Below are 23,684 nucleotides of genomic sequence, written 5' to 3' on the forward strand. Positions count from 1 at the left end.
GGTATTAGGACAGCTCCTGCGCGGCGAGGCGCTCGTCGCGGGAGTGGTCGGCGGTGCCCAGGGCACCGGAGGAATCGTCCGGGTGGTTGCGCAGGTGCAGGGCGCTGGCGATGAAGCCGCCCCAGATGACCACCATGAACAGGACCATCATCATGATTGCGATACCGCTCATCGCGTCGCTCCTTCGTCATTGACAGGCGTATCGACGACCGCCGTGCCGTACTTGCGGGGGGTGCGCAGCTCGCGGCGGAGCTCCGGGTCGACGCCGAAGTCGGAGCCGGGCGGGCCGTCGAGACGCAGGTTGCCGCGCCAGGGCATCAGCGAGAAGGCGAAGGCGTTGATGGCGATGAGCGCCAGCACCGCCCAGCCGTAGATGGCCACCTGGGCGGTGGTGTACCCGCCGTAGGGCTCCTTGACCAGCGAGATCAGCTCCTGGGCGAGGGTGAAGCCGAGGACCAGGGTGGTGAGGTTGACCACGCAGATACGCCAGATCGTGCCCACCTTGAAGGAGGAGACGGCGTTGATGTGCAGGGAGAACTCGTCGATACGGCGCAGGATCCAGTCGAGGATGATCACCGCGATGAGCGCGATGGCGACGATGCCGATGTTGTTGGTGAACTTGTCCATGATGTCCAGCGCCATGAGGCCGGACGTGGTGGAGAACATGGCCAGGGAGATGAGCGCCATGAAGGTGCCGATACCGATGGCCACGACCTTACGCGGCAGGTTGAGCTTGTCCTTGACCGCCGAGACCACGACCTCCAGCAGGGAGAAAAGGGACGTGAAGCCCGCGATGGTGAGCGAGGCGAAGAAGAGGAAGCCGAAGATCGGGCCGAAGGCCATCTGGTTGATGATCGTCGGGAAGGCCACGAAGGCCAGGCCGATGCCCGAGGTGGCGACCTCGTCGACGGCCACCGACTGCTGCACGGCCATGAAGCCCAGGGCCGCGAAGACACCGACGCCGGCGAGGACCTCGAAGGAGGAGTTCGCGAAGGCGGTGGTCAGGCCGGTGCCCGTGAGGTTGGTGCGGGGACGCAGGTAGGAGGAGTAGGTGAGCATGATGCCGAAGCTCACGGACAGGGAGAAGAAGATCTGGCCGTAGGCGGCGATCCACACGGAACCGTTGGCCAGGGCGCCCCAGTCCGGGGTGAACAGGGCGTCGAGGCCCGTGGCGGCGCCCGGCAGCATGAGCGCCTGGACGACCACGATGAGGAAGAGCACGGCCAGCAGCGGGATGAAGAACTTCGAGACCTTGCCGATGCCCTTGTCCACACCGATCGCCAGGACGACGATCGCGGCGATCCACACCACGGCCAGGGCCAGGGCGATCTGCGGGACGAAGTCGGTGGAGAAGGTCGCCGTGTCGTCGAACTGCAGGAACTCGCCGAAGAAGTAGGTGTCCGGGTCGTCGCCCCACGCCTTGGTGAAGGACTTCACGGCGTAGAGGGCGGCCCAGCCGATGATCGCGGCGTAGTAGATGGTGATGAAGAAGGAGACACCGACCTGGATCCAACCGACCGGCTCCGCCCAGGACTTGATGCGGCGGAAGGTCAGCGGCGCGGAGCCGCGGTAGCGGTGGCCCAGCGCGTAGTCGAGGAAGAGCAGCGGGATACCCGCGGTCAGCAGCGCGATGAGGTAGGGGATGAGGAAGGCGCCGCCGCCGTTGTCGTAGGCGACATAGGGGAAGCGCCAGATGTTGCCGAGACCGACGGCGGAGCCGATCGCGGCGAGCAGGAATGCCCAGCGGGAGGAGAAGATCTCGCGCCGCTCACCCTGTCCGGAGCCCGCGTCGGGCTGCGTGGTGGTTGAAGACATGTCAGTGCCTGTCTGGGTAGTGGTTGTGCAGGGCGGGCCCGGGGTGCGGGCCGAAAACGTCCAGGGTGTGACGTGTATAACTACAAATGTGGTCCGATCATATAACGCAGGAGCGATTGCGGCGCAACCCGGCCGCTCTGCTCACTGTCGGGGTAAAAGTGCAGGCTGCTAGGATCAACGCCCGTGAGCCTTACTCTTGGAATTGTCGGCCTGCCCAACGTGGGCAAGTCCACCCTCTTCAACGCCCTGACCCGCAACGACGTGCTGGCCGCGAACTACCCGTTCGCCACCATCGAGCCGAACATCGGCCTCGTCGAGCTTCCCGACGCCCGCCTCACCCGCCTCGCCGAGATCTTCGGCTCCGAGCGGATCCTGCCGGCGACGGTGTCCTTCGTCGACATCGCGGGCATCGTCAAGGGTGCCTCCGAGGGTGAGGGCATGGGCAACGCCTTCCTGGCCAACATCCGCGAGGCCGACGCCGTCTGCCAGGTCGTCCGCGCCTTCTCCGACGAGAACGTCATCCATGTCGACGGTGAGGTCAACCCCTCCGACGACATCTCGGTCATCAACACCGAGCTCATCCTCGCCGACCTGCAGACCGTGGAGAAGGCCCTGCCGCGCCTGGAGAAGGAGGCCCGCAAGGACAAGTCCCTCGCCGAGACCCTCGCCGAGACCCAGAAGGCCTTGGCCGTGCTTTCCGACGACCGCACGCTCTTCTCCGCCGCCAAGGCCGGCGAGATCGACCTCGAGCTCATTCGCGAGCTCCACCTCATGACCGCCAAGCCCTTCCTCTACGTCTTCAACTCCGACGAGGACGTGCTTACCGACGACGCCCGCAAGGCCGAGCTCGCCGCCCTGGTGGCGCCCGCCGACTGCGTCTTCCTCGATGCCCAGACCGAGACCGAGCTCCTCGAGCTCGACGAGGAGGAGGCCGCCGAGCTCCTCGAGTCCGTCGGCCAGACCGAGCCCGGCCTGCACTCCCTGGCGCGCGCCGGCTTCGAGACCCTCGGCCTGCAGACCTACCTCACCGCCGGCCCGAAGGAATCCCGCGCCTGGACCATCCGCAAGGGCGACACCGCCCCGCAGGCCGCCGGCGTCATCCACACCGACTTCGAGCGCGGCTTCATCAAGGCCGAGATCGTCTCCTTCGCGGATCTCGACGCCGCCGGATCCATGGCCGAGGCCAAGGCCCAGGGCAAGGTCCGCCAGGAGGGCAAGGACTACGTCATGGTCGACGGCGACGTGGTGGAGTTCAAGTTCAACGTGTGATGTTCTCGGCGTAGGAAACGTGTGCTCGTCTTGTCCCATGGGGTGACAAGACGACGTGCTCCGGGCTGCCGCAGAATTGCTGGCAGACATCGAGTTGACGCGCCTGAAAAACGTCGGAGATTGTCCGGAAGGCGAGCGAGTATCCTGCTCTCGAGCGCGATGGCTGCACGGGGTCACAAGCCACGGGGATCAAGCGTGCGGGGCGATCGCGTGAGGACGACGGCACGTTTTTCCCACCATCAATCGCCGAGGTGGATGCGGGACTGGAAGCCGCGCAGCATACGAACATTGCCAGCACGTGGTCCGGCGTCGCCGGATCGGTGGTTACGGCCACCTACGACCTGGTGGCCGAGATCTGCCACACACCGCTGTTCGGAGAGTTGCAGGCCACCTCGTTCGCAGACACTCAGAGCAAGGTTGACGGCACGTGAGCGGCTTCGCTCTCGACCCGCTCCACCCGGTGAACAGTGCGAGTTCGATGGTGCGTCCTATCATGGAACACATGAGTGCTGACGCCGCCGATTCCGCCGGGAACCCCTCTTCCGCCACCGCCGGTACCCCAGCCACAACCGTCACAACCGCCACCACCCCGCGCCAGGTGAGAAGGCGGCGGTCGACGAACGCGCCCAAGCCACCGGTCCTCCAGCAGGCCGCGAAGACGCTGAGCCCCAAGCAGATCGTGGGGTTTGTCCTCGGCCTCGTCCTGTTTCTCGTGCCTTTCATCGTGGACGTCCCCGGGCTCGCGGAGCCGGGCGAGCGCATGCTCGCGATTTTCCTGTTGGCGATCGTGTTCTGGGTGCTCGAGCCCATTCCGCTGACGGCGACGGCGGTGCTGGTCATCCTCCTGGAGGTGCTGCTGGTCTCGAAGGGGGCGATTGTCGATCCCACCGGAGGGGACGCCGCACTGGCGGACACCGTTCTTCCCGCCGCCGACTATTTCGCGGCCCTGGCCAACCCCGTGATCATCCTGTTCCTGGGCGGATTCATGATCGCGCACGGTGCGGAGAAGTACGGAATGGACCGCAACCTCGCATCCGTCATGCTCAAGCCCTTCCCCAGCAACGCACGGATGACGTTGCTGGGCCTGATGCTGATCACCGCACTGCTCAGCATGTTCATGTCGAATACCGCCACCACTGCGACGATGTTCGCGGTGGTCATCCCCATCCTTAAATCGCTCCCCGCGGGCAAGGCACGGGCCGGCGTCGCGCTGGCGATTCCCCTGGCGGCGAACGTCGGAGGCATCGGCACCCCGGTGGGCACACCGCCGAATGCGATCGCCATCGGCGTGCTGCAGGAGCACGGCATTTCCATCTCGTTTACCCAGTGGATGGCGCTGGCCGTGCCGTACATGCTCGTCGTGCTGGCCTTCGCGTGGGTTCTGCTGTGCCTGACATTCATTCCGAAAGACGCGCGCATCGAGATCGACATGGAATCCCGCTGGAACACGGCCCTCGACGCGAAAGTGTTCTACGCCGTCGCGGGCTTGACCATCCTCCTGTGGGTCTCGGAGCCGCTGCACGGCGTCTCCTCCAACATCGTCGGCTTCTTCCCGGTGGTGGCGCTCCTCGCCTTGCAGGTCATGAAGGGCAAGGACATCCAGGCCCTGGATTGGCCGGTGCTGTGGTTGGTCTCCGGAGGCATCGCGCTTGGCACCGGTGTGGGTGCCACCGGGTTGGATGCGTGGCTCGTCGGCTCGGTGGACTGGACGTCCCTGGGCGGCCTCGCGATCGTGGCCACGCTGGGCCTCATCGGTTTCGGCCTGGCCAACGTCATCTCGCACTCCGCCGCGGCCAACCTGCTGGTTCCCCTGGCGGTGTCGCTGGCGGTCTCCCTGGACAACGTCAACCCGCTCCTGGTGGCGGTCGTCGTCGCCATCGCCTGTTCGGTCGGCATGTCGATGCCGATCTCCACGCCACCGAACGCGATCGCCTATGCCACCGGCGAAATCAAGATCGGCCAAATGGCCTTCATCGGTATGGTCGTCGGCGGTGTGGCGACCGCCCTGCTCGTCTTCGCCGCCCCGCCGCTGTGGGCGGCCCTGGGGCTGGTGGGTTAGATGCTCCTGCGCGACCGATTGCCGCACTCGACGATCGCCATCGTCGGCCGCTCCGAGGCCACCCAGTACCTCTATTCGCTCGTCAGCCGGACGTTGGGGGAGCAGTACCGGGTGGTCAACGGGCCCGATCTGCCGTCCCTGCTCGAGCAGATTGACGACGATGACAATCTGGGTCTGATCACGGTCACGCTGCACGACGACGGCCTCCCGGCCGACCATCCCCTCGTCTCTTTCGTTGCCGATCCGAAGTTCAGGCACACGCGCATCCTGGTGTTGTCCACCGCGCCGTCGATTAGCGGGCTGGACCTGCTCACCGACCTGGGGCGACTGGACATGCTCGCTTATATCCCGGAGATCAAGGAGGACACGTTCATCCGCACGCTCCTCCAGCAGTTGCGCCGCTACTGGCACCACCGGAGCGACGAGGACCCCACCGTGGGCTTCCACGACGAGCTCCCCGAGCAATTCGTGCTCGACAGCACGATGAGCGACATCGAGATCATCACAGCGCTTATCGACGCCGCCGACCACCATCTCGGTTACCAGCCCCGCCTGGTGTTCCCGCCAGGGGTGTACCTCACCAAGGAGGGGCACGTGGTCGAGGAGATGATCTTCGCCCTGAGCGGCAAGGTGCTGCTCAGGCGCTTCACTGACGCCGGCGACATCACCATGCACCACGCCTCCACCGGCAAGGTGATCGGACTGCTCGCTCTGGCCAATGCCCGGGTCGGCTTCTTCACCGCGCGCACCACCACCGAGGTCGTCGCAGTCCAGCTCTCCTATGAGCAGCTCAATTACCTCCTTTCCGTGGAACCGCGGCTCAACCGGCTCATCACCGCGCTGTTCGTCCGCACCTACGACAGGCGGCTTCGACGCGCCGAGGACATCCATGTGAAGCGGCACGAAACTCGATCGTTGCTGGAACAGGAACGCGCCGCCCTCGCCCTGGCATTGAAGAACCTGGAGGGAGCCCGCAAGGAGTTGATGAGCCAGGCGCGCTTCGCCTCTCTCGGTGAGCTGGCCGCAGGCGTCGCCCACGAACTCAACAACCCGATGGCCGCGATCAAGCGCACCGCCGAACACCTCGCCGACGACATCGAGGCCCTGCTGAACACCGGCAAGTCCAAGCGCTGGTCGGACGGAGCTCTCGCCGCGATCGAGGCGGCCAGCTCGTCCCCCGCGGTCAGCACGAAAAGGGCCCGCGAGATCCGCAGGGAGATTGCCGAGATCACCGGAGACCGTGACTTAGCGTCGCGTTTGGTGCTGGCCGGGGTCCACGACCTGGATTTCGTCCGCCAGGTACAGAAGTCCCGGAAACTGGACTTCGACATGGTGGAGTACGCCGCCTCCATCGGTACCGCCCTGCGCAACGTGGAAAATGCGGCCACCCGTATCACCGATCTCGTGGCGAGTCTGCGTTCCTACGCCCGCCCCGACGGCGACCCCGTCACGGATGTCGACATTCACCAGGGCATCGACGACACTATCCGCCTGACCTCCTACAAGCTCCGGGGCGTCACCGTCCGCCGCGACTACGCCGAACTTCCCCTGATCACCTGTACCCCGGGCCAGTTGGCGCAGGTGTGGACCAACCTCATCACCAACTCCGCCGAAGCGTTCGCCGAATCCGGCAAGGGCTCCACCATCACCGTCCGCACCAGTCGGCTGAGGCCGGACTGGGTGCAGGTCGAGGTCATCGACGACGGCCCCGGGATCCCGGGGGAGCTCTTGGACCGGCTCTTCGAACCCCGCTTCACCACGAAGCAGGGCCAGGTCCGCTTCGGCATGGGAATCGGCCTGGGGGTCTGCCGCACCATCGTGAGCAAACACAACGGGACCATCAACATCGAGACGTCTACCGCGGGAACCCGCGTCATTGTCGGCCTGCCAGTCGCCGGGCCGCTGTCACTACAGGAGAGCTGAATCATGAAGCTGACCATCCTCATCCTCGAAGACGAACCGGAGGTCCGCACTGCCGTGGAGCGGGACCTGCAGGTCTTCGCTCCCACGGTGCGTCTCGAACCGGCTTCCGACGTCGACGACGCCTGGGAGGTCATCGACGAAATCAGCGCCGACGGGGACGTCCTCGCCCTCGCCCTGTGCGATCACCGCATGCCCGGCACCACCGGCGTCGAGTTCCTCGTCGACATGATGGACGACGACCGCACCGCCGCCACCCGCAAGGTTCTGGTGACCGGGCAGGCACAGCTGGAGGACACCATCGTCGCGGTCAACGAGGCGGATCTCGACCACTACATCGCCAAGCCCTGGGATCGCACCGACTTGGAGGCGACGGTCCGTGATCTGCTCACCTCCTACGTCGCCGATATGGGCATTGATCCGCTGCCGCACTTGGCGGCGCTGGATCAGGCCCGCGCGATGGATCTGATCCGCTAGGACATCGACGCAGCGAGCCAAACCCCGGAGGCCTCATGTCGAGAATGGACCCAAGTGCCGCTCTTTAAGGGAGTGAGTCGCCGGCAGGGGATCGGCCGATCAGCTGCCGGGAGCCGACGATCTGGACCTGGTGCTCGGGGAGGTGCCGAAGAGGCCGAACTCGTCGACTATCACTGAGAAGTGAGAGCCTCATGGAGGATGTCCGAAACGGATCCGGGATGACCCACCACAAGCTGGCCGTCTCCAGTGGAGTGCCGCCGATACAGCGCTTCGTCTGGAGCGGTACTTCTCCATGGATCCGCACTTCTGGATCAACCTGCAGTCGCACTACGGCCTGGAGGTGGAGATGGAATCACGCCGTTGGATTCTGCCTCACCCCAAGCAGGTGACTTCCTTAGGTAGGGTGCAGCGGTGTAGAGATCAATCAACCCACGGGAGAACACCATGACTTTCAACGTCTACCTGTCCGGCGAGATCCACACCGACTGGCGCGCGGAGATTCAGCGGGGCGCCGAGGCCGCGGGCCTGGACGTGGAGTTCACCGCCCCGGTGACCGATCACCCGGCCAGCGACGCCGCCGGTGACCACCTGGGCGAGACGGGCAGCCCGTTCTGGCGCGACCACCAGTCCTCCAAGGTCAACTCCATCCGCACCCGCACCCTCATCGAGGCAGCCGACCTGGTGGTCGTGCGTTTCGGCAGCGAGTACAAGCAGTGGAACGCCGCCTTCGACGCCGGCTACTGCGCCGCGCTGGCCAAGCCTTATGTCACGCTGCACGACGCCGACATCGTCCACCCCCTCAAGGAGGTCGACGCCGCGTCGCAGGCGTGGTGCACCACCACCGACCAGGTCGTGGAGATCCTGCGCTACGTGCTCAAGGCCTAAGTGGCCTCTCCCGAGAACATTCTGCTCCACCTCCCAGAAGCGGAGGAGGAGCTGGTCCGCGGGATCTACGCCGACCTGGCGGCGCGGGGCTTCCCCGCGCAGCAGCAGACCCCGCACATCACCGTCACGTTCGCGCCCCGGATAGCCGCCGCCGCGGTCGACTGTGCTGCGGAACTGCTCCCGGGACTCCTGCCTGCCCCGTGTCAGCGGGTGGGCACCGTGGTATTCGGCACCCGGAGGAAGCAGACGGTGGCCTGGCTCCTGGAGACCACCGATGAGCTGGAGATCGCCGCCCGCCACATCAGCACCGCGAATCCCGAGGGGCGGGGTCCGCGGTGGATCCCGCACCTGACCATGGGTCTGCGCCTGCCGCGGGAGACGGTCCCGGACTACCTCCGGGCACTCGACGAGGTGACCCCGCCGGAGCTGCAGGAGCTCACGGCGGCACGCGCCGCGCTGTGGCGCCCGCGTCTCCGGGAGACGACGATCCTCGCCGGCATCGGCGCCGACAGTCCGGAGGTGAGCCTCTCAGGGGAGCTGATCTGCGCTTCGGCGGAGGAGGCGCAGATCGTGGAACGTCACCTGCCCCGCCACATCGAACTCAGCCGCGCGGAGCCGGGCTGCCTGCACTTCGAGGTGCTGCCCACGCCCGGGGGTCGGGTGTGGACAGTGCGGGAGCGCTTCGCCGACGGCGCGGCCTTCGGGGCGCACCAGCGGCGGGCGGCGGACAGTGAGTGGGGGCGGGTGACGGTGGGGATGGAACGTCGATACGCGGTGGAGAAGGCCGCCGGGATTTAGGGGCGCACCGGGTAGTGGCTGCGCACCGCGATGCGGTTCCACGCGTTCATGGTGATGGTCAGCCAGCTGAGGGCCGAGACCTGCTCGTCGCTGAGCGGGCCGCGCTCCTTGTCCTGGTCGGCCTCGTCCTCGAGGAGGGTGACGTCCTCGGCCAGTTCGAGGGCGGCCTGCTCGACCTCGTCGAAGTACTGGGACTCGCGCCAGGCCGGCAGGACCGCGAGGCGGTCGGTGGATTCGCCGAGGGCGAGGGCGTCGCGGGTGTGCATGCGGAGGCAGAAGGCGCATCCGTTCAGCTGGGAGACGCGGATACGGATGAGTTCGCCCAGCTTGGGGTCGATCCCCGCGGCGGACAGGGCCTCGCGGACCTCGGCGTCGAGGGCCATGACGGCCTGGTAGACCTTGGGGTGCTGCTTGCTCAGATTGATTGATGTCATGTCCGCAATCTTAGCGTAACAGTGGCTCCGGGGGGAGCCGGAACACCAGTAGGGCATCGCGCGTGAGATCGTGCGGCAGCCGATCCCACTCGATCTCCACCACCGCGACCTGCTCGAGATGGGCGTCAAGGACGCTCACGCAGTCGTCGATGAGCGGGGTGAGATCCCCTTCGTGGAGGATGTCGGCGACATTCCACACCAGGTGGCCGCCCGGGGTGAGCAACGCCGCGCACTGTGCCGCCACGAAGCCAAGTTCCCGCAGGTAGCGCCTATAATCACCGCCCTCGCGCTCATAGGCGGTGAGCGGATCGGCGTCATGGTGGGTGACGGTCATGTACGGCGGGGAGGAGAGGATGAGGTGGACGGGGGCGTCGATAAGCAGCGACAGGGCGCGGGCGTCGCCCTCGAGAATCGACGCGGCGGGGGCGTGGCGGCGGATGTGTGCGACGCGCTCGGGGAGCAGTTCCACCCCGACGGCGCGGCGGCCGAGGCCGAGCGCGCGGATCAGTGTGGTGCCGAAACCGGCGAAAGGGTCGAGGACCACCTCGCCCGGGGCGCTGTAGCGCGTGATGATGTCGTCGACGATCGCGGGGAGCATGTGCACGTCCTCCTCCGCGCCGGGCGGGCGGGCGGCCAGGAAGGCGTCGTGGGTGGCGGACAACCTCATGGAGGGCAGCTTAGCCGGGCGATGTGGACAGCCATCCCCTTCGAGCCCCGCACAGAGTACCGTCGAGGTCATGACCAGTGAGAGGCCGCTGTGGGAGCGCTTCCTCCCCGGCATGGGCGCGCTGAAACGCTATCAACGAGACTGGCTGAGCGGGGATGTCGTCGCGGGAGTCACCGTCGCGGCGTACCTGGTGCCGCAGGTCATGGCCTATGCCGTCATCGCCGGGCTGCCGGCGGTCGTCGGCCTGTGGGCGGTGCTGGCCCCGATGTTCCTCTATTTCTTCCTGGGCACCTCCCGGAAGCTGTCGATCGGGCCGGAGTCGACCACCGCCCTCATGACCGCCGCCGGCGTCGGCGCGCTCCTCAGCGCAGCCGGCGGGCCGGAACACTACGCCGAGGTGGCGGCGCTGCTGGCGATCGCGGTGGGCGTGGTCTGCCTGGTGGGTTTCGCGGCCCGTCTGGGATTTCTCACCACGCTGCTGTCGCGGCCCGTGCTCATCGGTTACCTCATCGGCATCGCGGTGCTCATGATCGTCAGCCAGCTGGGCAAGGTGACCAAGCTGAACGTCGAGGGGGAGAGCACGTGGCGGGAGGTGGTGGATTTCCTCGGCAAAATCGAGCAGACCCATCTCCCGACGGCGCTGCTGGCCGCCGGGGTTCTCGCGGCGCTCTACCTGGCGGCGTGGATCGCCCCCAAAGTGCCCGGCTCGCTGCTGGTGCTGCTCGGGGCGGCGGCCGTCGTCTCCCTCTTCGGCCTCCGGGACCACGGGTTGGCCGTCATCGGCGAGGTGCCGCAGGGGCTGCCCGCGTTCCGGATCCCGGATTTCAGCACCGTCGACGTGTGGGCGATCCTGCCGTATGCGGCGGGCATCGCCATCGTCGGCTTCTCCGACAACATCCTCACCGCCCGCGCCTTCGCGTCCGGCCGGGGAGAGGTCATCGACTCCAACCAGGAGCTCCTCGCGCTCGGCGCCGCCAACGTGGCCAACGGATTCTTCCAGGGTTTCCCCGTCTCCTCCTCCGGGTCGCGCACCGTGCTGGGCGACGCCGCGGGCGCCCGCACCCAGGTCCACGCCCTGGTGGTCATCGCGCTGGTCGTCATGGTCCTCATGTTCGCGGGCCCGGTCCTGGAATCCTTCCCCAACGCGGCCCTCGGCGCCCTGGTCATCTACGCCGCCACGCGGCTTATCGACGTCCCCGAGATCATCCGCATCGCCCGCTTCCGCAAGAGCGAACTCATCATCACCCTGGCGACCGCCGCGGCCGTGGTCATCTTCGGCGTCCTCGCCGGCATCGGCTTCGCCATCGTGCTGTCCATCCTCGACCTGCTGCGCCGCATCACCCGCCCCTATGCCGACGTGCTCGGCTACGTGCCGGGTGTGCCCGGCATGCACAGCCTCGACGATTACGCCGACGCCCGTGCGGTCGACGGGCTGCTGGTCTTCCGCTATGACGCGCCCATCTTCTTCGCCAATGCCGACGACTTCGTGCAGCACGCCCTGGAGGCGGTCGCGGAGGCCGACACCCCGGTCCAGTGGTTCCTGCTCAACGCCGAGGCCAACACCGAGATCGACCTCACCGCCGTCGACGCCCTCGACGAGCTGCGCGCCCAGCTGCAGCGCCGCGGCATCAAGTTCGCCATGGCGCGCGTCAAGCGCGATCTTTATCGACGCCTCGAGCCCACCGGTTTCATCGAGCACGTCGGCCCGGAGTTCATCTTCGAGACGCTGCCCACCGCCGTCCGCGCCTACGCGAAGCGCTACCTGGCCCGCCACGGCCGCTGGCCGGACGGGGTGCCGCGGGAGGTCGTCGAGCCGTGAGTCGGGGGTGGGGTGCCGATAAGCCCGGGGTACATTTACATTCAGGCATTCCGTCGCCCCGAAAGGTGTCAGTACCACCATGCACAACCAGACCAAACTCATCCACGCCGGCTACGTCCCGGGCAACAAGGACCCCCGCCAGGTGCCGATCGTGCAGTCCACGACCTACACCTTCGACTCCTCCGAGGACATCGCGGCGGTCTTCGATGAGCCGACCCACGCGCTGATCTACTCGCGTTTCGCCAACCCGACCGTCATGGCCGTGGAGGCGAAGATCGCCGAACTCGAGGGCGGTGTCGCCGCGATGGCGACCTCCTCCGGGCAGGCGGCCACCGCGCTGTCGATCATGAACGTCTGCTCCGCAGGTGACTCCTTCGTGGCGTCCTCCCAGATCTACGGCGGCACCCTCAACCTCTTCCACACCACGCTCAAGCGCTTCGGCATCGAGGTCATCTACGTCGACCAGAACGCCTCCGAGGAGGAGATCGCCGCCGCGTTCCAGCCGAACACGAAGGCGCTGTTCGGGGAGACCATCGGCAACCCGTCGATGAGCGTGCTCGACATCGAGAAGTTCGCGCGCATCGCCCACGACCAGGGCGTGCCGCTCATCATCGACTCCACCTTCGCCACCCCCATGCTGTGCCGCCCCATCGAGCACGGCGCCGACGTGGTCATCCACTCCACCTCCAAGTACATGGACGGCCACGCCGTGCAGGTCGGCGGCATGATCGTCGACGCCGGCACGTTCGACTACACCAACGGCAAGTTCCCCGGCTTCACCGAGTCGGACGAGTCCTACCACGGTGTGGTCTACACCAAGGACTACGCCGTCGCGCCGTTCATCATCAAGGCCCGCATGCAGCTGCAGCGCGACTTCGGCGCCTACCCGTCCGCCCACTCCGCGTTCATGCTCAACCTCTCCCTGGAGAGCCTGGACGTGCGCATGCAGCGCCACTGCGAGAACGCGCAGCAGGTCGCCGAGTACCTCGCGGGCCGCGACGACGTGCTTATCGACGTCCGCTACCCCGGCCTCGAGTCCTCCCCCTACCGCGAGCTGGCCGCGAAGTACCTGTCCGGCAACTCCGGCGTGCTGTGCATCGACATCAAGGGCGGCCGCGAGGCGGGCGTGAAGTTCATGGACGCCCTCGAGCTGGTCACCCGCCAGGTCCATGTCGCCGACGCCCGCTCCTGCGTCCTCCACCCGGCGTCCACCACCCACCGCCAGGTGTCGGACGAGCAGCTGCCGTCCGTCGGCATCACCCCGGGTCTGGTGCGCATCTCCGTAGGCCTGGAAAACGTCGACGACATCATCGCCGACATCGCGCAGGCCCTGGAGAAGTCCCAGGCTTAGTTCTGGCTGCCGGGGCGGTGGCGTATCAGCGGTGACGCATGGTTGTCCGTATGCTGAGATGTACATCACACATCCGGCAATACGGAAAGAGGGAAACCATGAGCGAGCAGACAGACGTCCAGAAAGTCCACGAGATCATGTCCGGCATGGACATCGCCATGCTCACCACCGTCGACTCGAGTTCAGAGGTCGGGCGTCTTACCAGCCGGCCTTTGTCCACGCAGGTGCACGAAGAGGACGGCGACGTCCTCTTCCTGGTCCGCGCCTCCAGCGCCGTGGCCGCCGACGTGGCCGCCAACCCGCAGGTCAACGTCGCCTACTCCTCCATGAAGGCTTGGGTGTCGCTGGCGGGTGAGGCCGAGATCATCACAGACCGTGCCCTGGTGGAGAAGCTGTGGAGCAAGGGCGCTGACGCCTTCATGGAGGGCGGCCCCGACAACCCGGACAACGTGGTGCTCAAGGTGCACGGCGACACTGCCGAGTACTGGGGAGGCGAGAGCCTCGTCGGCACGGTGGTGTCGACGATCCGTTCCGTCCTCGGGCGCTCCGGCGACGATGATGACACCGGGGCGAAGGTCGTCGACCTGCCTTAGTGGGATTGTGAACCGCGATGATCTTGTCGTGCAGGGTTGTCGCGGCACTGTGAGTGCTCCACCGGAACGGGGTCGGCCGGCTGCGTTGTGGGCGCGGTCGGTGGGGCTTAGAACTGCGGCAGGGGCAGGACGGTGAGGGAGAACATCGCGACGATGGCCATGAGCAGCGGGATGGCGATCATGATCGGGGCGGCGATGGCAGGGTTGACCGCCGGGGCGGTGCGGGCTCCGCCAAGCTTCTTCGTGGCCAGCTCGATGAGGAACAGCAGGGTCGTGGCCGCGGCGGAGACCATGCAAAAGGGGCAGATTTCCCCGATGACGAACAGCTGCAGGTAGACGAACCAGGCGGACATGGCGACGCCGATGGCGGTGACCGGAAGCAGCAGTTTCTCCAGCAGCTGGCTCTTGGTGAACAGCCACAGCGCCGCGGCCGCCATCATGCCGATGTAGTAAACCGCGCCGATCGTGGCCAGCGGGATGGGGCCGACGTAGGACCAGTCGCTCATCATGACGGCCATGGGTCCGCGGGTGGGCACGCCCTCGGGGATGGGCAGGACCCAGAAGTGGATGGCGGAGAGGATGGCGCTGGCGGTCCAGCCGAGGACGGCCACCCCGAAGAAGGTCCAGATGAGGATGTTGGCCAAGGGGCGGGGCTTCTCGACGGGGGCCGTCGGCGTGGTCAGCTGCGTGAGAACGGAGGTCGTCATGGGGACGTCTTTCCTGTCGGGGACGAGGTCCCCCGAAAGATACCCCGGGGGGTATGCTGGGTCAAATTAACGCTCTCAGCCCGCCGGGGGAGCGTCGGGGAGATGCGGATCGAGGCCCCGGCGGCGCAGCTCGGCGGCCGCCCGCTCCAGCCCGCCGTGTTCGAGCGCGGCCAACCGGGTCCGACCGTTCCACACGGGGCGACCGAAGCGCGACACCGAGATCTCCAGATCGCCGGTGAGGTGCTCGAGATCGCCGGGCACGTTGCGGTGCTCGCCGGGCAGGGGAACGGGGAGCACGAAGGAGTTCTCCAACGGGGCAGACGCGTGGATCTCCACACGCCACCCGTAACCACGGCCGCTCACGCTCCAGGTGTCGTCGGTAGTGGTGGTACGCACCGGGCTGACGACCGGGTTGCCCAGGCGGAGCACGCGGGCATCCGGCAGCCGGACCACCAGCCCCGTCACCTCGACCTGCGCCGGCCCGGCGGTGACCAGCCCGCCGGCGAAGGCGACACACGCCTCCGGCTCGGCGAAGCCCTGCGCCTGCCCCCACCACCACGATTCCGGGAAGCCCTCGCGGCCCCAGTTCTTCTCGCCGTAGACGTGGGCGCCGTCGAACGTCCAGGTCTGCTCCCCGAGCGTGGCGGTGCCGCTGGCGCGCCCGCCCAGCAACCACGGGTGCCAGTACTGGTTGAGGCCCGGGATGACCTGGAAGACGCTGGAACCGCCGAAGGCGCGGTGCGGCCAGGGGTGTAAGTCGTGGAAACGGAGGTCGAGGCGGGCGTCGGGGCCCAGATCGACCCGCAGGTGCTCCTCGTCCCCGCTGAAGGCGGGGGCGGCGTGGTCGCCGCCGCGCACCCCGAGACGCGCCGGGTCCGTCCAGGATCCGGTGAGAGCAGCGGTACGGATGAACCCGTTGGAGCCCGCCAGGCCGATGGTCGCCCACGGCCCGGCAGGGCCCTGGTTCGCCCCGCACAGCGCGATGAGGACGCGGCCCGAGGCGGGGTCCGTGAGGCGCCAGAAGTAGCCCTCCATGGCCACCCCGCGGTGCGCGCGGACGGGCTCCCCGAAAGGCAGGTCAGCGCCGGTGGAACGGTAGCGGGCAAGCGGTGTCATGGCGCCAGTGAAACACAGGTTCAGCCCTCGCGGGGCCGCAACGCCTGCCTGCGTTCCCACGCGGCCCGTTGCGCGCGCCCGTGCTCGAGCAGGAGCGCGAAGAGCTCGCCCTCGGGACGGGTTTCGCCCGCGTGGAGAAGGGCGGCGGCCATCGCCAGGTACTGCCGCCGGTAGGAGAGTCCCAGGACCTGGTCGGCGTAGTCCGTGACCAGCTCGGGAAGGACACTGAGGGTGGTCAACTCGAGGAGGAGGCGACGGGCGGTATGGCGGGGCAGCGGAGCCTCCTCGCCCATCTCCTGCAGCGCCGAGCCCAGACTGGCCGGGTCAACGGGCCTGTCAGCGCTGCGGCGGGAGGCGATGAACCCGAAGAGGAGGCTGTAGTGCGGGTCATGGAAATCGCCTGGCTGCAGGAGGCGGCAGACCGCGTCGCTGGCCGGGTGCGTCCTGCCCGCCCACATGAGGCCGCAGAGTAGGAGGGCCTCCGGATCGAGCTGCGGGGAGTCGACGACCTCGAATTCCTCGGGCAGCTCAGGAGGCGTCAGGACAGGGCCTCCGCCACGAGCTTGGCCGTGACCTTGGCCGACGCCGGGTTCTGGCCGGTGATGAGATTGCCGTCGCGGACGGCGTGCGGCACGAAGGGGAGCTTCGCCTTGCGGAATCGCGCGCCGCGGGCCTTCGCCTCCGCCTCCACGTCGAAGGGGACCAGCTTGTCCACGCGTGCCAGCTTCTCCTCCGCCCAGGTGAAGCCGGTGATCTCGCGGGAGTCGAAGAGATACGAGCCGTCCGACAGGCGGGTGTTGAGCAGCCCGCAATAGCCGTGGCAGACCGCGGAGACGATACCGCCGGCCTCGAAGATCTCCCGCGCGAGACGCTGGAGGTCGGCGTCGTCCGGGAAATCGAACATCGCGCCGTGGCCACCGGCGAACCAGATGGCGTCGACGCCCTCGGCCGAGACCTCGGAGGCCGGGGTGGTGTTACCCAGCAGGGCCATCTTCTCCGGGTCCTTCAGCCACGCGTCGGCGGAGGCGTCCCGGGCGGGAAAGCGCAGGGCACGCTCGTCGAGGGGGACGAAACCGCCGGCCGGGCTGATGATGCGCTGCTCGAAGCCGCGCTCGGCGAAGATCTCCCACGCATGGGTCAGTTCGGAGAGCCACAGGCCGGTGGGCTCGGAGGGATCGTTGAAATCGGGGGCAGTGGTCACCACGTGCAGGATCGAGGTCATGGGTCCATCTTCCTCGCGGAACGTCGGCCGCGCCACGAGTATTGTCAATACCATGAAGATCTGGCCCGAAGTTCTGGCGTTGCTGGTGGTGCTGATTGGCGCGGGACTCCTCTATCTCGGGGAGATGGATGATTCCCCGGGGCTGGGCGGTATCGGGCTCATCCTCATGGTGGGCGCGCTCATCGTTATCGTCCGTCGGGCCGTGGCCGGGAGGCGGTGATGGGCCGCGTACTGCTCGCCGTTCTGGCGGTGATCGCGCTGGTAGCAGCGCTGCTCTTCGCCTTCGTGGGAGGCAGCGCGGTCGGAGTTCTCAAGGACCCAGTCTCGGTGGAGGTGGAGTCGGAGGGCACGGAAGTGATCACCGCCGTGCAGCGAGAGGAGCAGATCGTCCTGCTCAGCACCGCCACGCAGGGCCTGCACAAAACACAGTCGCGGCTGACCGCCCTGGGCTGGAATGTCCCCGGTACGGCGCGGACCAACTTCCTGCAGTACAGCTACCAGGCGAAACTGGGACTCGAGGGGCGCGACGTGCGCATCCGCGAGATGGGGGAGCACCGCTTCCGCATCACGATCCCGGACTTCGTGTTCCTCGGTTACACGGAACCGACCTTCGAGACGGTTCTCGAGGACGGGCAGATCCTCAGCTTCGTCTCCCCGGACATCGACACCGCCGCGATCATCACCGAGATCCTCGGGGATCACGAGAAGCGGGCGCACATTGATTCGCACCGCAACCTCCTCGAGGCGCAGGCCCGTGCCTTCTACACCGGCATCGTGCAGGCGGTGGACGACCAGGCGCAGGTGGAGTTCAGCTTCGGCTAAGCGGCGGGGGAGTAACGGTTCGTGTCACCAGGTTGCCCCGCCGCATTTCCCCAGGTCAGTTTTCCGGCCCGGAGGACTCGCACGAACGGTTACTACCCGCCGCCGCGGCGGAAGCGCAGCTCCGGAGAGACACTCGGCGCGTGAAGCAGACAGCTGAACCACGGGGTCGGCGGTGTGCGGCGATGCACCTGCGCCATGCTCAACTCGTTCCCGGCGCGGATATGCAGCATCTCCAGCCAGCTCTCCAGCGCCAGCCACAGCTGATCACGCGGCGAAGGCTCCTCCTTGAGGTGGGTGAGCACGTCGCGCACCACGGCCGGGACGTCCACGTGGAGCGGCACCGGCAACGGTGTCGGATCCTCTATCCACCCCTCGGTGTCCACGACGCAGTCGGGGAAGAACAGCCAGGCCTCTGACAGCCTGATGGCCGCGCCAAGGGTGACAAACGAGTCCGCAGCTGCGGACTGCAGCGTCGCCTCCAGCTCCGCCTCCAACTCGGCGCGCAGCGAATCCCACCCCGCGGGCTCAGAGTGCATCCCGACATTGATCACCCGTTCTGCGGAGTCCCGGAAGAAGAATCGGGTGACACCCCAGGCCTCCTCGGTGAGCGGGTGGACGATCTCCAGCCCGGAACGCAGGACACGCAGATGGGCCTCGTGGATGTCATCGACGAAGACGGATACATCGGCGGTGACCGGGGCCGTCTCATCCGCTGTGATGACGCTGAGCTGGTGACCGTCATCATCCCCCAGGGTGGCGATCCATCCGTGGTCCATGATCGGCCGCATACCGAGTACTTCGCCGTGCTCGTGGAGCGCCTGCCACAGGTCAGGTACACGCAGGTGAGGGACGATCCGTTCGATACGCATGACCCGAGGATAGGTGCCTACACTCGGGACGGTGAACGTGAGCATTCATCATGACCTCGGAGAAGCAGCCGCTCCGGCACAAGCGGCACGAGACGCCGCCGCCCTCGCGGAGCGGGCCGAGCAAGCCAGGTTGGGTCATGCTGATTTCCACTACCGCGCCGACACGCTCGCCGCCTTCGCCCGCGATGAGGATGAATCGCAGTTGCTCATCCTCCTCCACGATGACGCTGAGGTGGTGGGCTTTCTCCACGTCTTCCTGCCGCGGAGCGACAACACCCATGCCGTCCACGTCGAGGCGACTCTGGACCCCGAGCGGGATCCGCGTCCGTTGCTCGATGCCCTGTGGCCGGTCTTCCGGGACCTGTGCCGGGAGGAAGGCCGCACCGCCTGCACGTGGTGGGAATCCTCCCGCCAGGACGACCCCACGCTGGCGGCGGCCACGGGCACGGGGATGGTGGAGGCCACGCCGGTCACGGCATGGTTGGAGGAGCAGGGCTTCGCCCTCGATCAGGTGGAGGTGGCCAGCACCCTGTGGCTGCCGGTTGACCTGGAAAAGGTGCAGCCGCACACAGACTACGAGCTGCTGACATGGCAGGGGAACATGCCCGAGCATCTGCTCGCGGGTATGGCACGCCTGCGCTCGCGCATTGTCACGGACGCCCCCACCGGCAGCCGCGAGGTGGAGGAGGCGCGGTGGGACGACGCCCGGATGCGGCGCGAGGAGGAACTGACACGGCAGGCACGACGCACCGTGCTGTGGGCGGTGGCGCTCAACTCCGCCGGGGAACCGGTCGGTTACACCAAAATGGAATGCCCGGAGGGGCAGCCGGAGATCGTCTACCAGCTGGACACGTTCGTACGGGCCGAGGATCGCGGGCACGGACTCGGCCGGTCGTTGAAGACCGCCAACCTGGAGCAGCTGGCCGCGCTGCGTCCGCAGGTGCGGCGCGTCCACACGTGGAACGCCGGGGAGAACGAGTGGATGCTCGACATCAACCGCACCCTCGGTTTCGCGCCGACCTCGGCCATCGGGGCGTGGCAGCGCACCCTGTGATTATTGTGGTGGCATGCGTCGACTCCTCGCCCTGCCCGTGACCGCGTTCCTGCTGGCCGGGTGCGGCGCGGAGCCGGCGGAGACGGCCCCACCCGGGAACGGGGCGACCGTCTCCTCCACCGTGGGGGAGTCCGCAGCTGCGGACAGTGGCGTGACCCGGGAGTTCAGCGTCGCGGAGCACGGCACCTTCGCCACCGGCTGGGCCCTGGCCTTCCTGCCCGGCACCGATCAGCTGCTCATCTCCGAGCGGCGCGGAGCCCTGCAACTGCGGGACCAGTCCACCGGTCAGGTCACGGAGATCACCGGCCTGCCCCAGGTGCATGCGCACGGCCAGGCCGGCCTGCATGACATCATCCCCGGCCCGACCTTCGAGCAGGACGGGATGATCTACCTCAGCTGGGTGCGCCCGCACACCAACGGCGCCCAGGGAGTGGTCGGGCGCGCCTATCTGGACACCGCGAATCACCGGCTCACCGGACTCCAGGAGATCTGGGCACAGACCCCGGCCGCCGGCAACGGGCACCTCTCCCTGCGTCTGCTCGTCCACGAGGGGTACCTCTACGTCACGTCGGGGGACCGCCAGGAGATGACCCCGGCGCAGGAGAATGAGACCAACCTCGGTTCGATCCTGCGACTCACACTCGACGGGCGGCCCGCCCCGGGCAACCCCTGGGGCACGGAGCAGTGGACGATGGGGCATCGCAATCCGCTGGGCATCGCCACGGACCGGCAGGGGCGGATCTGGGCCTCCGAAATGGGACCGCAGGGCGGCGACGAGCTCAACCTCATCGTCGAGGGCGACAACTACGGATGGCCGGAGGCCTCCATGGGGGTGCACTACAACGGTGACCCCATCCCCGATCACGCGCCGGGCGACGGATTCCACGGCCCGGCGGCGTGGTGGGTGCCGTCGATCTCCCCCGGCAGCCTCCTCATCTACTCCGGGTCCCTGTTCGCGGGGTGGGAGGACACCGCGCTGCTCGGGGGCCTGTCGGGGGAGAAGATCGTCCGGGTGGAACTCGGGGAACCCGCCCGGGTGGTCGACGAGTGGGAGATGGGTGCCCGGATCCGGGCGCTCGCCGAGGCCCCGGACGGGGCGCTGTGGGTCCTCGAGGACGGTCCCGCCGGGCGTCTGCTCGAGCTACGCCCGGCCGGAGAGGGTGTGCAGGGCGAGGGGAGTGGCGTGAAGCAGCCGGTTGGCTGAGGCCACCTTCTCGGCCAGGGGCTGCGTGCCCGCCAGCGTGACGCGGTGGAGGCGGGGATGCGTGGCCAGGGCGTCGAGGATCGTGTCGCCGCGGTCCAGTTCGACGTGTTCCAGGCTCGGGAGCGCGGCGAGCGCTGCAGTACCCTCCACGTCCCCGCACCCGCTGAGGCTCAAGCCGCGCAGGGTGGGATGGCCGGCGAGCGGGCCGAGGTCGAGGCGGGGGATGTTGAGCAGGCGCAGTTCCTGCAGCGGGAGTTCCTGCAGGCCGGCGAGGTCGACCGCGGGGACGCCGTTGATGAGGAGCATCTTGAGCCCGGCCGCGCGGCTGACGGTCGCCCCGTCGACGACGGAGAGGCCGAACAGCCGCAGGGACTGGATGGGGGCGGGGACGTCGTCGTCGAGAAGCGGGCGCGGGGAGTCGGGGCGGACCTGGTGGTCGATCTCCGCGTCCTCGGGCCAGGGGTAGCGGCGGTCGGAAAGGTAGTCGAGGAGGGAGTCGGCGTGGAGGAAGGGGCCGTCGACGAGGTCGGCGCCGAACTCGATGATCTGCCCGGGGGTGCCGTTGGGGCCGGGGACGGTGTCGATGGCGAGGTGGTTCCCGCCGTGGTCGTGGGCGATGGGGATCCATCCGGGGTGGACGAGCCGGGGTACCGTGACGCCCGCGCGTCCGAGGTCGTAGGCGACGTCTCCGTACTCTCCCGTGGCGGCGAGGTGGTTCCACGTCTCGTGCTCCCGCGCGATGTCGGCGGCGCTGAGCCAGGACCACAGGTCGGTGCTCTCCGAGCCGTTGGACTGCAGCAGCAGGGCCCGCAGTTCGGGAGGCACCGGCTGGCCGAGCGCCACGGCGAGGTCGCTGAGCTGGGCTTCGGTGGCCGGGGGAGCGACCTGGTGCGCGGCGCTGTGGGTGCGCCACGCGGCCTCCAGCGCGGCGGTGGCTGCCGGGTCGAGAGGCGGCAGCGGGGCGGGCGTCTCTGGGAAGGTGAGCGGATGCAGGAGGATCTCGCCCGGGTCGCCGGCGACGGCGGAAGCCTGCCAGGTGCCGTCGCGGTGGATCACGAATTCGACGAGGGCGGTCTCGCCGAGCGCCGCGGCGGCCTCGCGCAGCAGCTGCGGGGCATCTTCGGGGTCGTAATCGGGAAAGTCCCGCCGGCCCTCGCTGTCGTAGGTGACCAGCTGCCGGGACTGGGAGGTCGGGGAGAAACTGCAGCGCAGCGTGGCGCTGCGGGCGGCGGGATCGGAGGCAAAGAGAACCCGGAGGTCAGCGGCGACTGTCTGGAGGGGCGCGGGGCGCAGAGTCATGGGGCTCAGTATCACTGAGCCCGCCGGACCCGGCAACAGGAAGAGGTAGCCCCGCGACGGGGGCCGTCGCGGGGCGGGTGGGGGTCAGGTGACCACGAATCCGGACCGCGGGTCGCGGCCGGGGAGCGGGGTGCCGTCTGGCTCAATGGGCCATACGATCTCCATCTCGAGCTCGCGTTTGAGCACGCGCTTGCCGGTGTTCTGCACCTCCATCTCGACCGTGAAGGTCTGTGGCAGGTCCATCTCCACCTTCCCGGAGTTCTCCCCGAGGGTGAGGGTGCCCTCCCGGACGCGGGCGGCGAGGCCCTCGAGCAGCTCAGCGAGCTCTTCGCGGGTGAAGGTCGCCTGGGACTTGAGCAGTTTTCCGTGCTTCCTCATGGTGCTCCACCTCCTCTCTACGTCCATGATCTCACGCTTTAATCAGGAGGTAAAGGGCAGTTCCGTCCAGGTGATCACCACGTCCGGGTCGGCCGCCTCGAGGGTCTGGCGCAGCTCCTCGGCGTAGTGGGCGATGGAGTCGAAGGCGTCCTCGCCGCGGGAGACGATCCACCCCGTGGAGTGTTCCCCGGACATGCGGACGGGCTCCGGGAAGCGGCAGCCGCCGGCGTAACCGAGGTCGCCCTCCCGCGGCAGCTCCGCCCAGTAGCGGTGGAGGGCCGGGGCGGCCGCGCGGCTGTCGACATCCACCTGGAGGGTCACCTCGGAGTACTCCGTCCACTTGATCGGGCCGAGGCGGGACCAGTCGTAGTTGAGTTCGTATTTCTGTGCCATGGCCCCAGATTAAGCGCGGCACCGCCGCCGTGGACGCCTTCCCCGCAGCCTGTGCGGGACTCCGCAGTCACTCCCCAGCAGGCCCGGGTTTCCTGCGCGTGGCCTTGAGGTCGGAGCGGCGGTGCTTCGCCGCTAATCGACGCCGCACCGATCCCCGCGTCGGCTTCGTCGCCCGGCGCGGCGGGGGCGGCGGGGCCAGCGCCTGGCGCAGGATCTCGGCGAGGCGGCGGCGGGCCTCCGCGCGGTTGCGTAGCTGGGAGCGCTGGGTGGACACCTCCACCCGCAGCACGGTCCCGGCGAGTCGGTGGTCGAGCTGGCGCAGCGCCCGGCGGCGGAGGTGTTCGTCGAGGGCCGTGGTGGTGGCCAGATCGAGGGAGAGCTGCACCTTGCTGTCGGTGGTGTTGACGCCCTGGCCGCCGGGTCCGGAGGAGCGGGCGAACTGTTCGTGCAGGTCGGCCGCGGGAATGCGAAGACCCTGGGGGATCCCGGGGCCGGGGTCGAGCACGAGCGGTTCCATGGATTCCAGTATAGAG

At 67.9% G+C, this 23,684-nt stretch carries 27 protein-coding genes and 1 pseudogene; 15 read left to right on the forward strand and 13 right to left on the reverse strand.

All coding sequences use genetic code 11. The annotated features are described in order from the left end of the window. Nucleotides 1-4: 4 nt before the first annotated feature. Together metS and ACFPUZ_RS05635 are read right to left on the reverse strand one after the other, a co-directional pair. On the reverse strand, nucleotides 5-172 hold the full coding sequence (gene metS / locus ACFPUZ_RS05630) for a methionine/alanine import NSS transporter subunit MetS (RefSeq protein WP_377000716.1): 168 nt from the start codon (nucleotides 170-172) through the stop codon (nucleotides 5-7). After that, entirely contained in the window at nucleotides 169-1,815 is a 1,647-nt protein-coding gene (locus tag ACFPUZ_RS05635; protein WP_377000718.1) for a sodium-dependent transporter, read from the reverse strand. Before ACFPUZ_RS05635 ends, metS begins: the two co-directional genes overlap by 4 nt. Before the next feature lie 183 nt (nucleotides 1,816-1,998). Here ACFPUZ_RS05635 and ychF point away from each other — a divergent pair, with 183 nt between their 5' ends. The 8 genes and pseudogenes from ychF (at nucleotide 1,999) to ACFPUZ_RS05675 (ending at nucleotide 9,223) form a co-directional block, all read left to right on the forward strand. After that, nucleotides 1,999-3,084: a redox-regulated ATPase YchF gene (gene ychF, locus ACFPUZ_RS05640; protein ID WP_377000720.1), complete on the forward strand. Its 1,086-nt coding sequence runs from the start codon at nucleotides 1,999-2,001 to the stop codon at nucleotides 3,082-3,084. A 251-nt stretch (nucleotides 3,085-3,335) separates the two neighbouring features. Further along, nucleotides 3,336-3,515, forward strand: a complete 180-nt coding sequence (locus tag ACFPUZ_RS05645) for a hypothetical protein (RefSeq protein ID WP_377000722.1) — start codon at nucleotides 3,336-3,338, stop codon at nucleotides 3,513-3,515. Nucleotides 3,516-3,586: 71 nt separating this feature from the next. After that, nucleotides 3,587-5,143 (forward strand): SLC13 family permease, encoded by a 1,557-nt coding sequence (locus tag ACFPUZ_RS05650; RefSeq protein WP_377000724.1) that lies wholly within the window; start codon nucleotides 3,587-3,589, stop codon nucleotides 5,141-5,143. Continuing rightward, nucleotides 5,144-7,066, forward strand: a complete 1,923-nt coding sequence (locus ACFPUZ_RS05655) for an ATP-binding protein (RefSeq protein WP_377000726.1) — start codon at nucleotides 5,144-5,146, stop codon at nucleotides 7,064-7,066. It begins immediately after the preceding gene. Between the two features lie 3 nt (nucleotides 7,067-7,069). Further along, a complete protein-coding gene (locus tag ACFPUZ_RS05660; protein WP_377000728.1) occupies nucleotides 7,070-7,540 on the forward strand; it encodes a response regulator in 471 nt (156 codons plus the stop codon). Nucleotides 7,541-7,984: 444 nt separating this feature from the next. After that, nucleotides 7,985-8,425: a YtoQ family protein gene (locus ACFPUZ_RS05665; RefSeq protein ID WP_377000730.1), complete on the forward strand. Its 441-nt coding sequence runs from the start codon at nucleotides 7,985-7,987 to the stop codon at nucleotides 8,423-8,425. Further along, a pseudogene (locus tag ACFPUZ_RS05670) lies at nucleotides 8,426-8,914 on the forward strand (2'-5' RNA ligase); the annotation flags it as partial. Nucleotides 8,915-8,944: 30 nt separating this feature from the next. After that, nucleotides 8,945-9,223, forward strand: coding sequence for a putative quinol monooxygenase (locus ACFPUZ_RS05675; RefSeq protein ID WP_377000951.1), 279 nt, complete (start codon nucleotides 8,945-8,947; stop codon nucleotides 9,221-9,223). Here ACFPUZ_RS05675 and ACFPUZ_RS05680 read toward each other — a convergent pair. Continuing rightward, nucleotides 9,220-9,657, reverse strand: coding sequence for a carboxymuconolactone decarboxylase family protein (locus ACFPUZ_RS05680; RefSeq protein ID WP_377000731.1), 438 nt, complete (start codon nucleotides 9,655-9,657; stop codon nucleotides 9,220-9,222). The two genes, ACFPUZ_RS05675 and ACFPUZ_RS05680, sit on opposite strands and share 4 nt — an antisense overlap. Nucleotides 9,658-9,667: 10 nt before the next feature. Then, the gene (locus ACFPUZ_RS05685; protein ID WP_377000733.1) at nucleotides 9,668-10,324 is read right to left on the reverse strand and encodes a DNA methyltransferase; all 657 of its coding nucleotides are present in this window, start codon (nucleotides 10,322-10,324) and stop codon (nucleotides 9,668-9,670) included. Nucleotides 10,325-10,394: 70 nt separating this feature from the next. Between ACFPUZ_RS05685 and ACFPUZ_RS05690 the strand changes: the two genes are divergently transcribed. The 3 genes from ACFPUZ_RS05690 to ACFPUZ_RS05700 all read left to right on the forward strand — a co-directional run bounded on the left by ACFPUZ_RS05690 (nucleotide 10,395) and on the right by ACFPUZ_RS05700 (nucleotide 14,087). Next, entirely contained in the window at nucleotides 10,395-12,143 is a 1,749-nt protein-coding gene (locus ACFPUZ_RS05690; protein WP_377000735.1) for a SulP family inorganic anion transporter, read from the forward strand. Between the two features lie 79 nt (nucleotides 12,144-12,222). Then, the gene (locus ACFPUZ_RS05695; RefSeq protein WP_377000737.1) at nucleotides 12,223-13,494 is read left to right on the forward strand and encodes an O-acetylhomoserine aminocarboxypropyltransferase/cysteine synthase family protein; all 1,272 of its coding nucleotides are present in this window, start codon (nucleotides 12,223-12,225) and stop codon (nucleotides 13,492-13,494) included. A 98-nt stretch (nucleotides 13,495-13,592) separates the two neighbouring features. Next, the gene (locus tag ACFPUZ_RS05700; protein ID WP_377000739.1) at nucleotides 13,593-14,087 is read left to right on the forward strand and encodes a pyridoxamine 5'-phosphate oxidase family protein; all 495 of its coding nucleotides are present in this window, start codon (nucleotides 13,593-13,595) and stop codon (nucleotides 14,085-14,087) included. A 107-nt stretch (nucleotides 14,088-14,194) separates the two neighbouring features. Here the strand turns inward: ACFPUZ_RS05700 and ACFPUZ_RS05705 are convergent, their stop codons facing one another. The 4 genes from ACFPUZ_RS05705 to ACFPUZ_RS05720 all read right to left on the reverse strand — a co-directional run bounded on the left by ACFPUZ_RS05705 (nucleotide 14,195) and on the right by ACFPUZ_RS05720 (nucleotide 17,132). Then, nucleotides 14,195-14,794: a vitamin K epoxide reductase family protein gene (locus ACFPUZ_RS05705; RefSeq protein ID WP_377000741.1), complete on the reverse strand. Its 600-nt coding sequence runs from the start codon at nucleotides 14,792-14,794 to the stop codon at nucleotides 14,195-14,197. A 75-nt stretch (nucleotides 14,795-14,869) separates the two neighbouring features. Next, nucleotides 14,870-15,910 (reverse strand): tocopherol cyclase family protein, encoded by a 1,041-nt coding sequence (locus tag ACFPUZ_RS05710; RefSeq protein WP_377000743.1) that lies wholly within the window; start codon nucleotides 15,908-15,910, stop codon nucleotides 14,870-14,872. A gap of 20 nt (nucleotides 15,911-15,930) precedes the next feature. Beyond that, the gene (locus tag ACFPUZ_RS05715) at nucleotides 15,931-16,452 is read right to left on the reverse strand and encodes a DnaB-like helicase N-terminal domain-containing protein (protein ID WP_377000952.1); all 522 of its coding nucleotides are present in this window, start codon (nucleotides 16,450-16,452) and stop codon (nucleotides 15,931-15,933) included. After that, nucleotides 16,449-17,132 carry a type 1 glutamine amidotransferase domain-containing protein gene (locus ACFPUZ_RS05720; RefSeq protein WP_377000745.1) on the reverse strand — a complete coding sequence of 228 codons (684 nt, stop codon included), beginning with the start codon at nucleotides 17,130-17,132 and terminating at the stop codon, nucleotides 16,449-16,451. The genes ACFPUZ_RS05715 and ACFPUZ_RS05720 overlap by 4 nt, the downstream gene beginning before the upstream one ends. Nucleotides 17,133-17,184: 52 nt before the next feature. Between ACFPUZ_RS05720 and ACFPUZ_RS05725 the strand changes: the two genes are divergently transcribed. Further along, on the forward strand, nucleotides 17,185-17,352 hold the full coding sequence (locus tag ACFPUZ_RS05725) for a hypothetical protein (RefSeq protein ID WP_377000747.1): 168 nt from the start codon (nucleotides 17,185-17,187) through the stop codon (nucleotides 17,350-17,352). After that, complete coding sequence (locus tag ACFPUZ_RS05730) at nucleotides 17,352-17,954, forward strand: hypothetical protein (protein WP_377000749.1); 603 nt, start codon at nucleotides 17,352-17,354, stop codon at nucleotides 17,952-17,954. Before ACFPUZ_RS05725 ends, ACFPUZ_RS05730 begins: the two co-directional genes overlap by 1 nt. 92 nt (nucleotides 17,955-18,046) lie before the next feature. On the opposite strand, the gene ACFPUZ_RS05735 is transcribed toward ACFPUZ_RS05730, so the two are convergent. Then, nucleotides 18,047-18,823, reverse strand: coding sequence for a VOC family protein (locus ACFPUZ_RS05735; RefSeq protein WP_377000751.1), 777 nt, complete (start codon nucleotides 18,821-18,823; stop codon nucleotides 18,047-18,049). Between the two features lie 31 nt (nucleotides 18,824-18,854). Between ACFPUZ_RS05735 and ACFPUZ_RS05740 the strand changes: the two genes are divergently transcribed. Then, a complete protein-coding gene (locus ACFPUZ_RS05740) occupies nucleotides 18,855-19,877 on the forward strand; it encodes a hypothetical protein (protein WP_377000753.1) in 1,023 nt (340 codons plus the stop codon). 13 nt (nucleotides 19,878-19,890) lie between these two features. Continuing rightward, complete coding sequence (locus ACFPUZ_RS05745) at nucleotides 19,891-21,081, forward strand: PQQ-dependent sugar dehydrogenase (RefSeq protein ID WP_377000755.1); 1,191 nt, start codon at nucleotides 19,891-19,893, stop codon at nucleotides 21,079-21,081. Here the strand turns inward: ACFPUZ_RS05745 and ACFPUZ_RS05750 are convergent. From ACFPUZ_RS05750 to arfB, 4 genes are all read right to left on the reverse strand, one after another. After that, nucleotides 21,019-22,380: an SMI1/KNR4 family protein gene (locus ACFPUZ_RS05750; RefSeq protein WP_377000757.1), complete on the reverse strand. Its 1,362-nt coding sequence runs from the start codon at nucleotides 22,378-22,380 to the stop codon at nucleotides 21,019-21,021. The genes ACFPUZ_RS05745 and ACFPUZ_RS05750 overlap by 63 nt on opposite strands. Before the next feature lie 84 nt (nucleotides 22,381-22,464). After that, nucleotides 22,465-22,758 (reverse strand): amphi-Trp domain-containing protein, encoded by a 294-nt coding sequence (locus tag ACFPUZ_RS05755; protein ID WP_377000759.1) that lies wholly within the window; start codon nucleotides 22,756-22,758, stop codon nucleotides 22,465-22,467. A gap of 42 nt (nucleotides 22,759-22,800) precedes the next feature. After that, nucleotides 22,801-23,151 (reverse strand): hypothetical protein, encoded by a 351-nt coding sequence (locus tag ACFPUZ_RS05760; RefSeq protein ID WP_377000761.1) that lies wholly within the window; start codon nucleotides 23,149-23,151, stop codon nucleotides 22,801-22,803. Nucleotides 23,152-23,218: 67 nt separating this feature from the next. Then, nucleotides 23,219-23,668, reverse strand: a complete 450-nt coding sequence (arfB, locus tag ACFPUZ_RS05765) for an alternative ribosome rescue aminoacyl-tRNA hydrolase ArfB (protein ID WP_377000763.1) — start codon at nucleotides 23,666-23,668, stop codon at nucleotides 23,219-23,221. Nucleotides 23,669-23,684: the final 16 nt, after the last annotated feature.

This window comes from Corynebacterium nasicanis, from assembly GCF_042658165.1.
In the GTDB taxonomy this organism is placed as follows: Bacteria; Actinomycetota; Actinomycetes; order Mycobacteriales; family Mycobacteriaceae; genus Corynebacterium; species Corynebacterium nasicanis.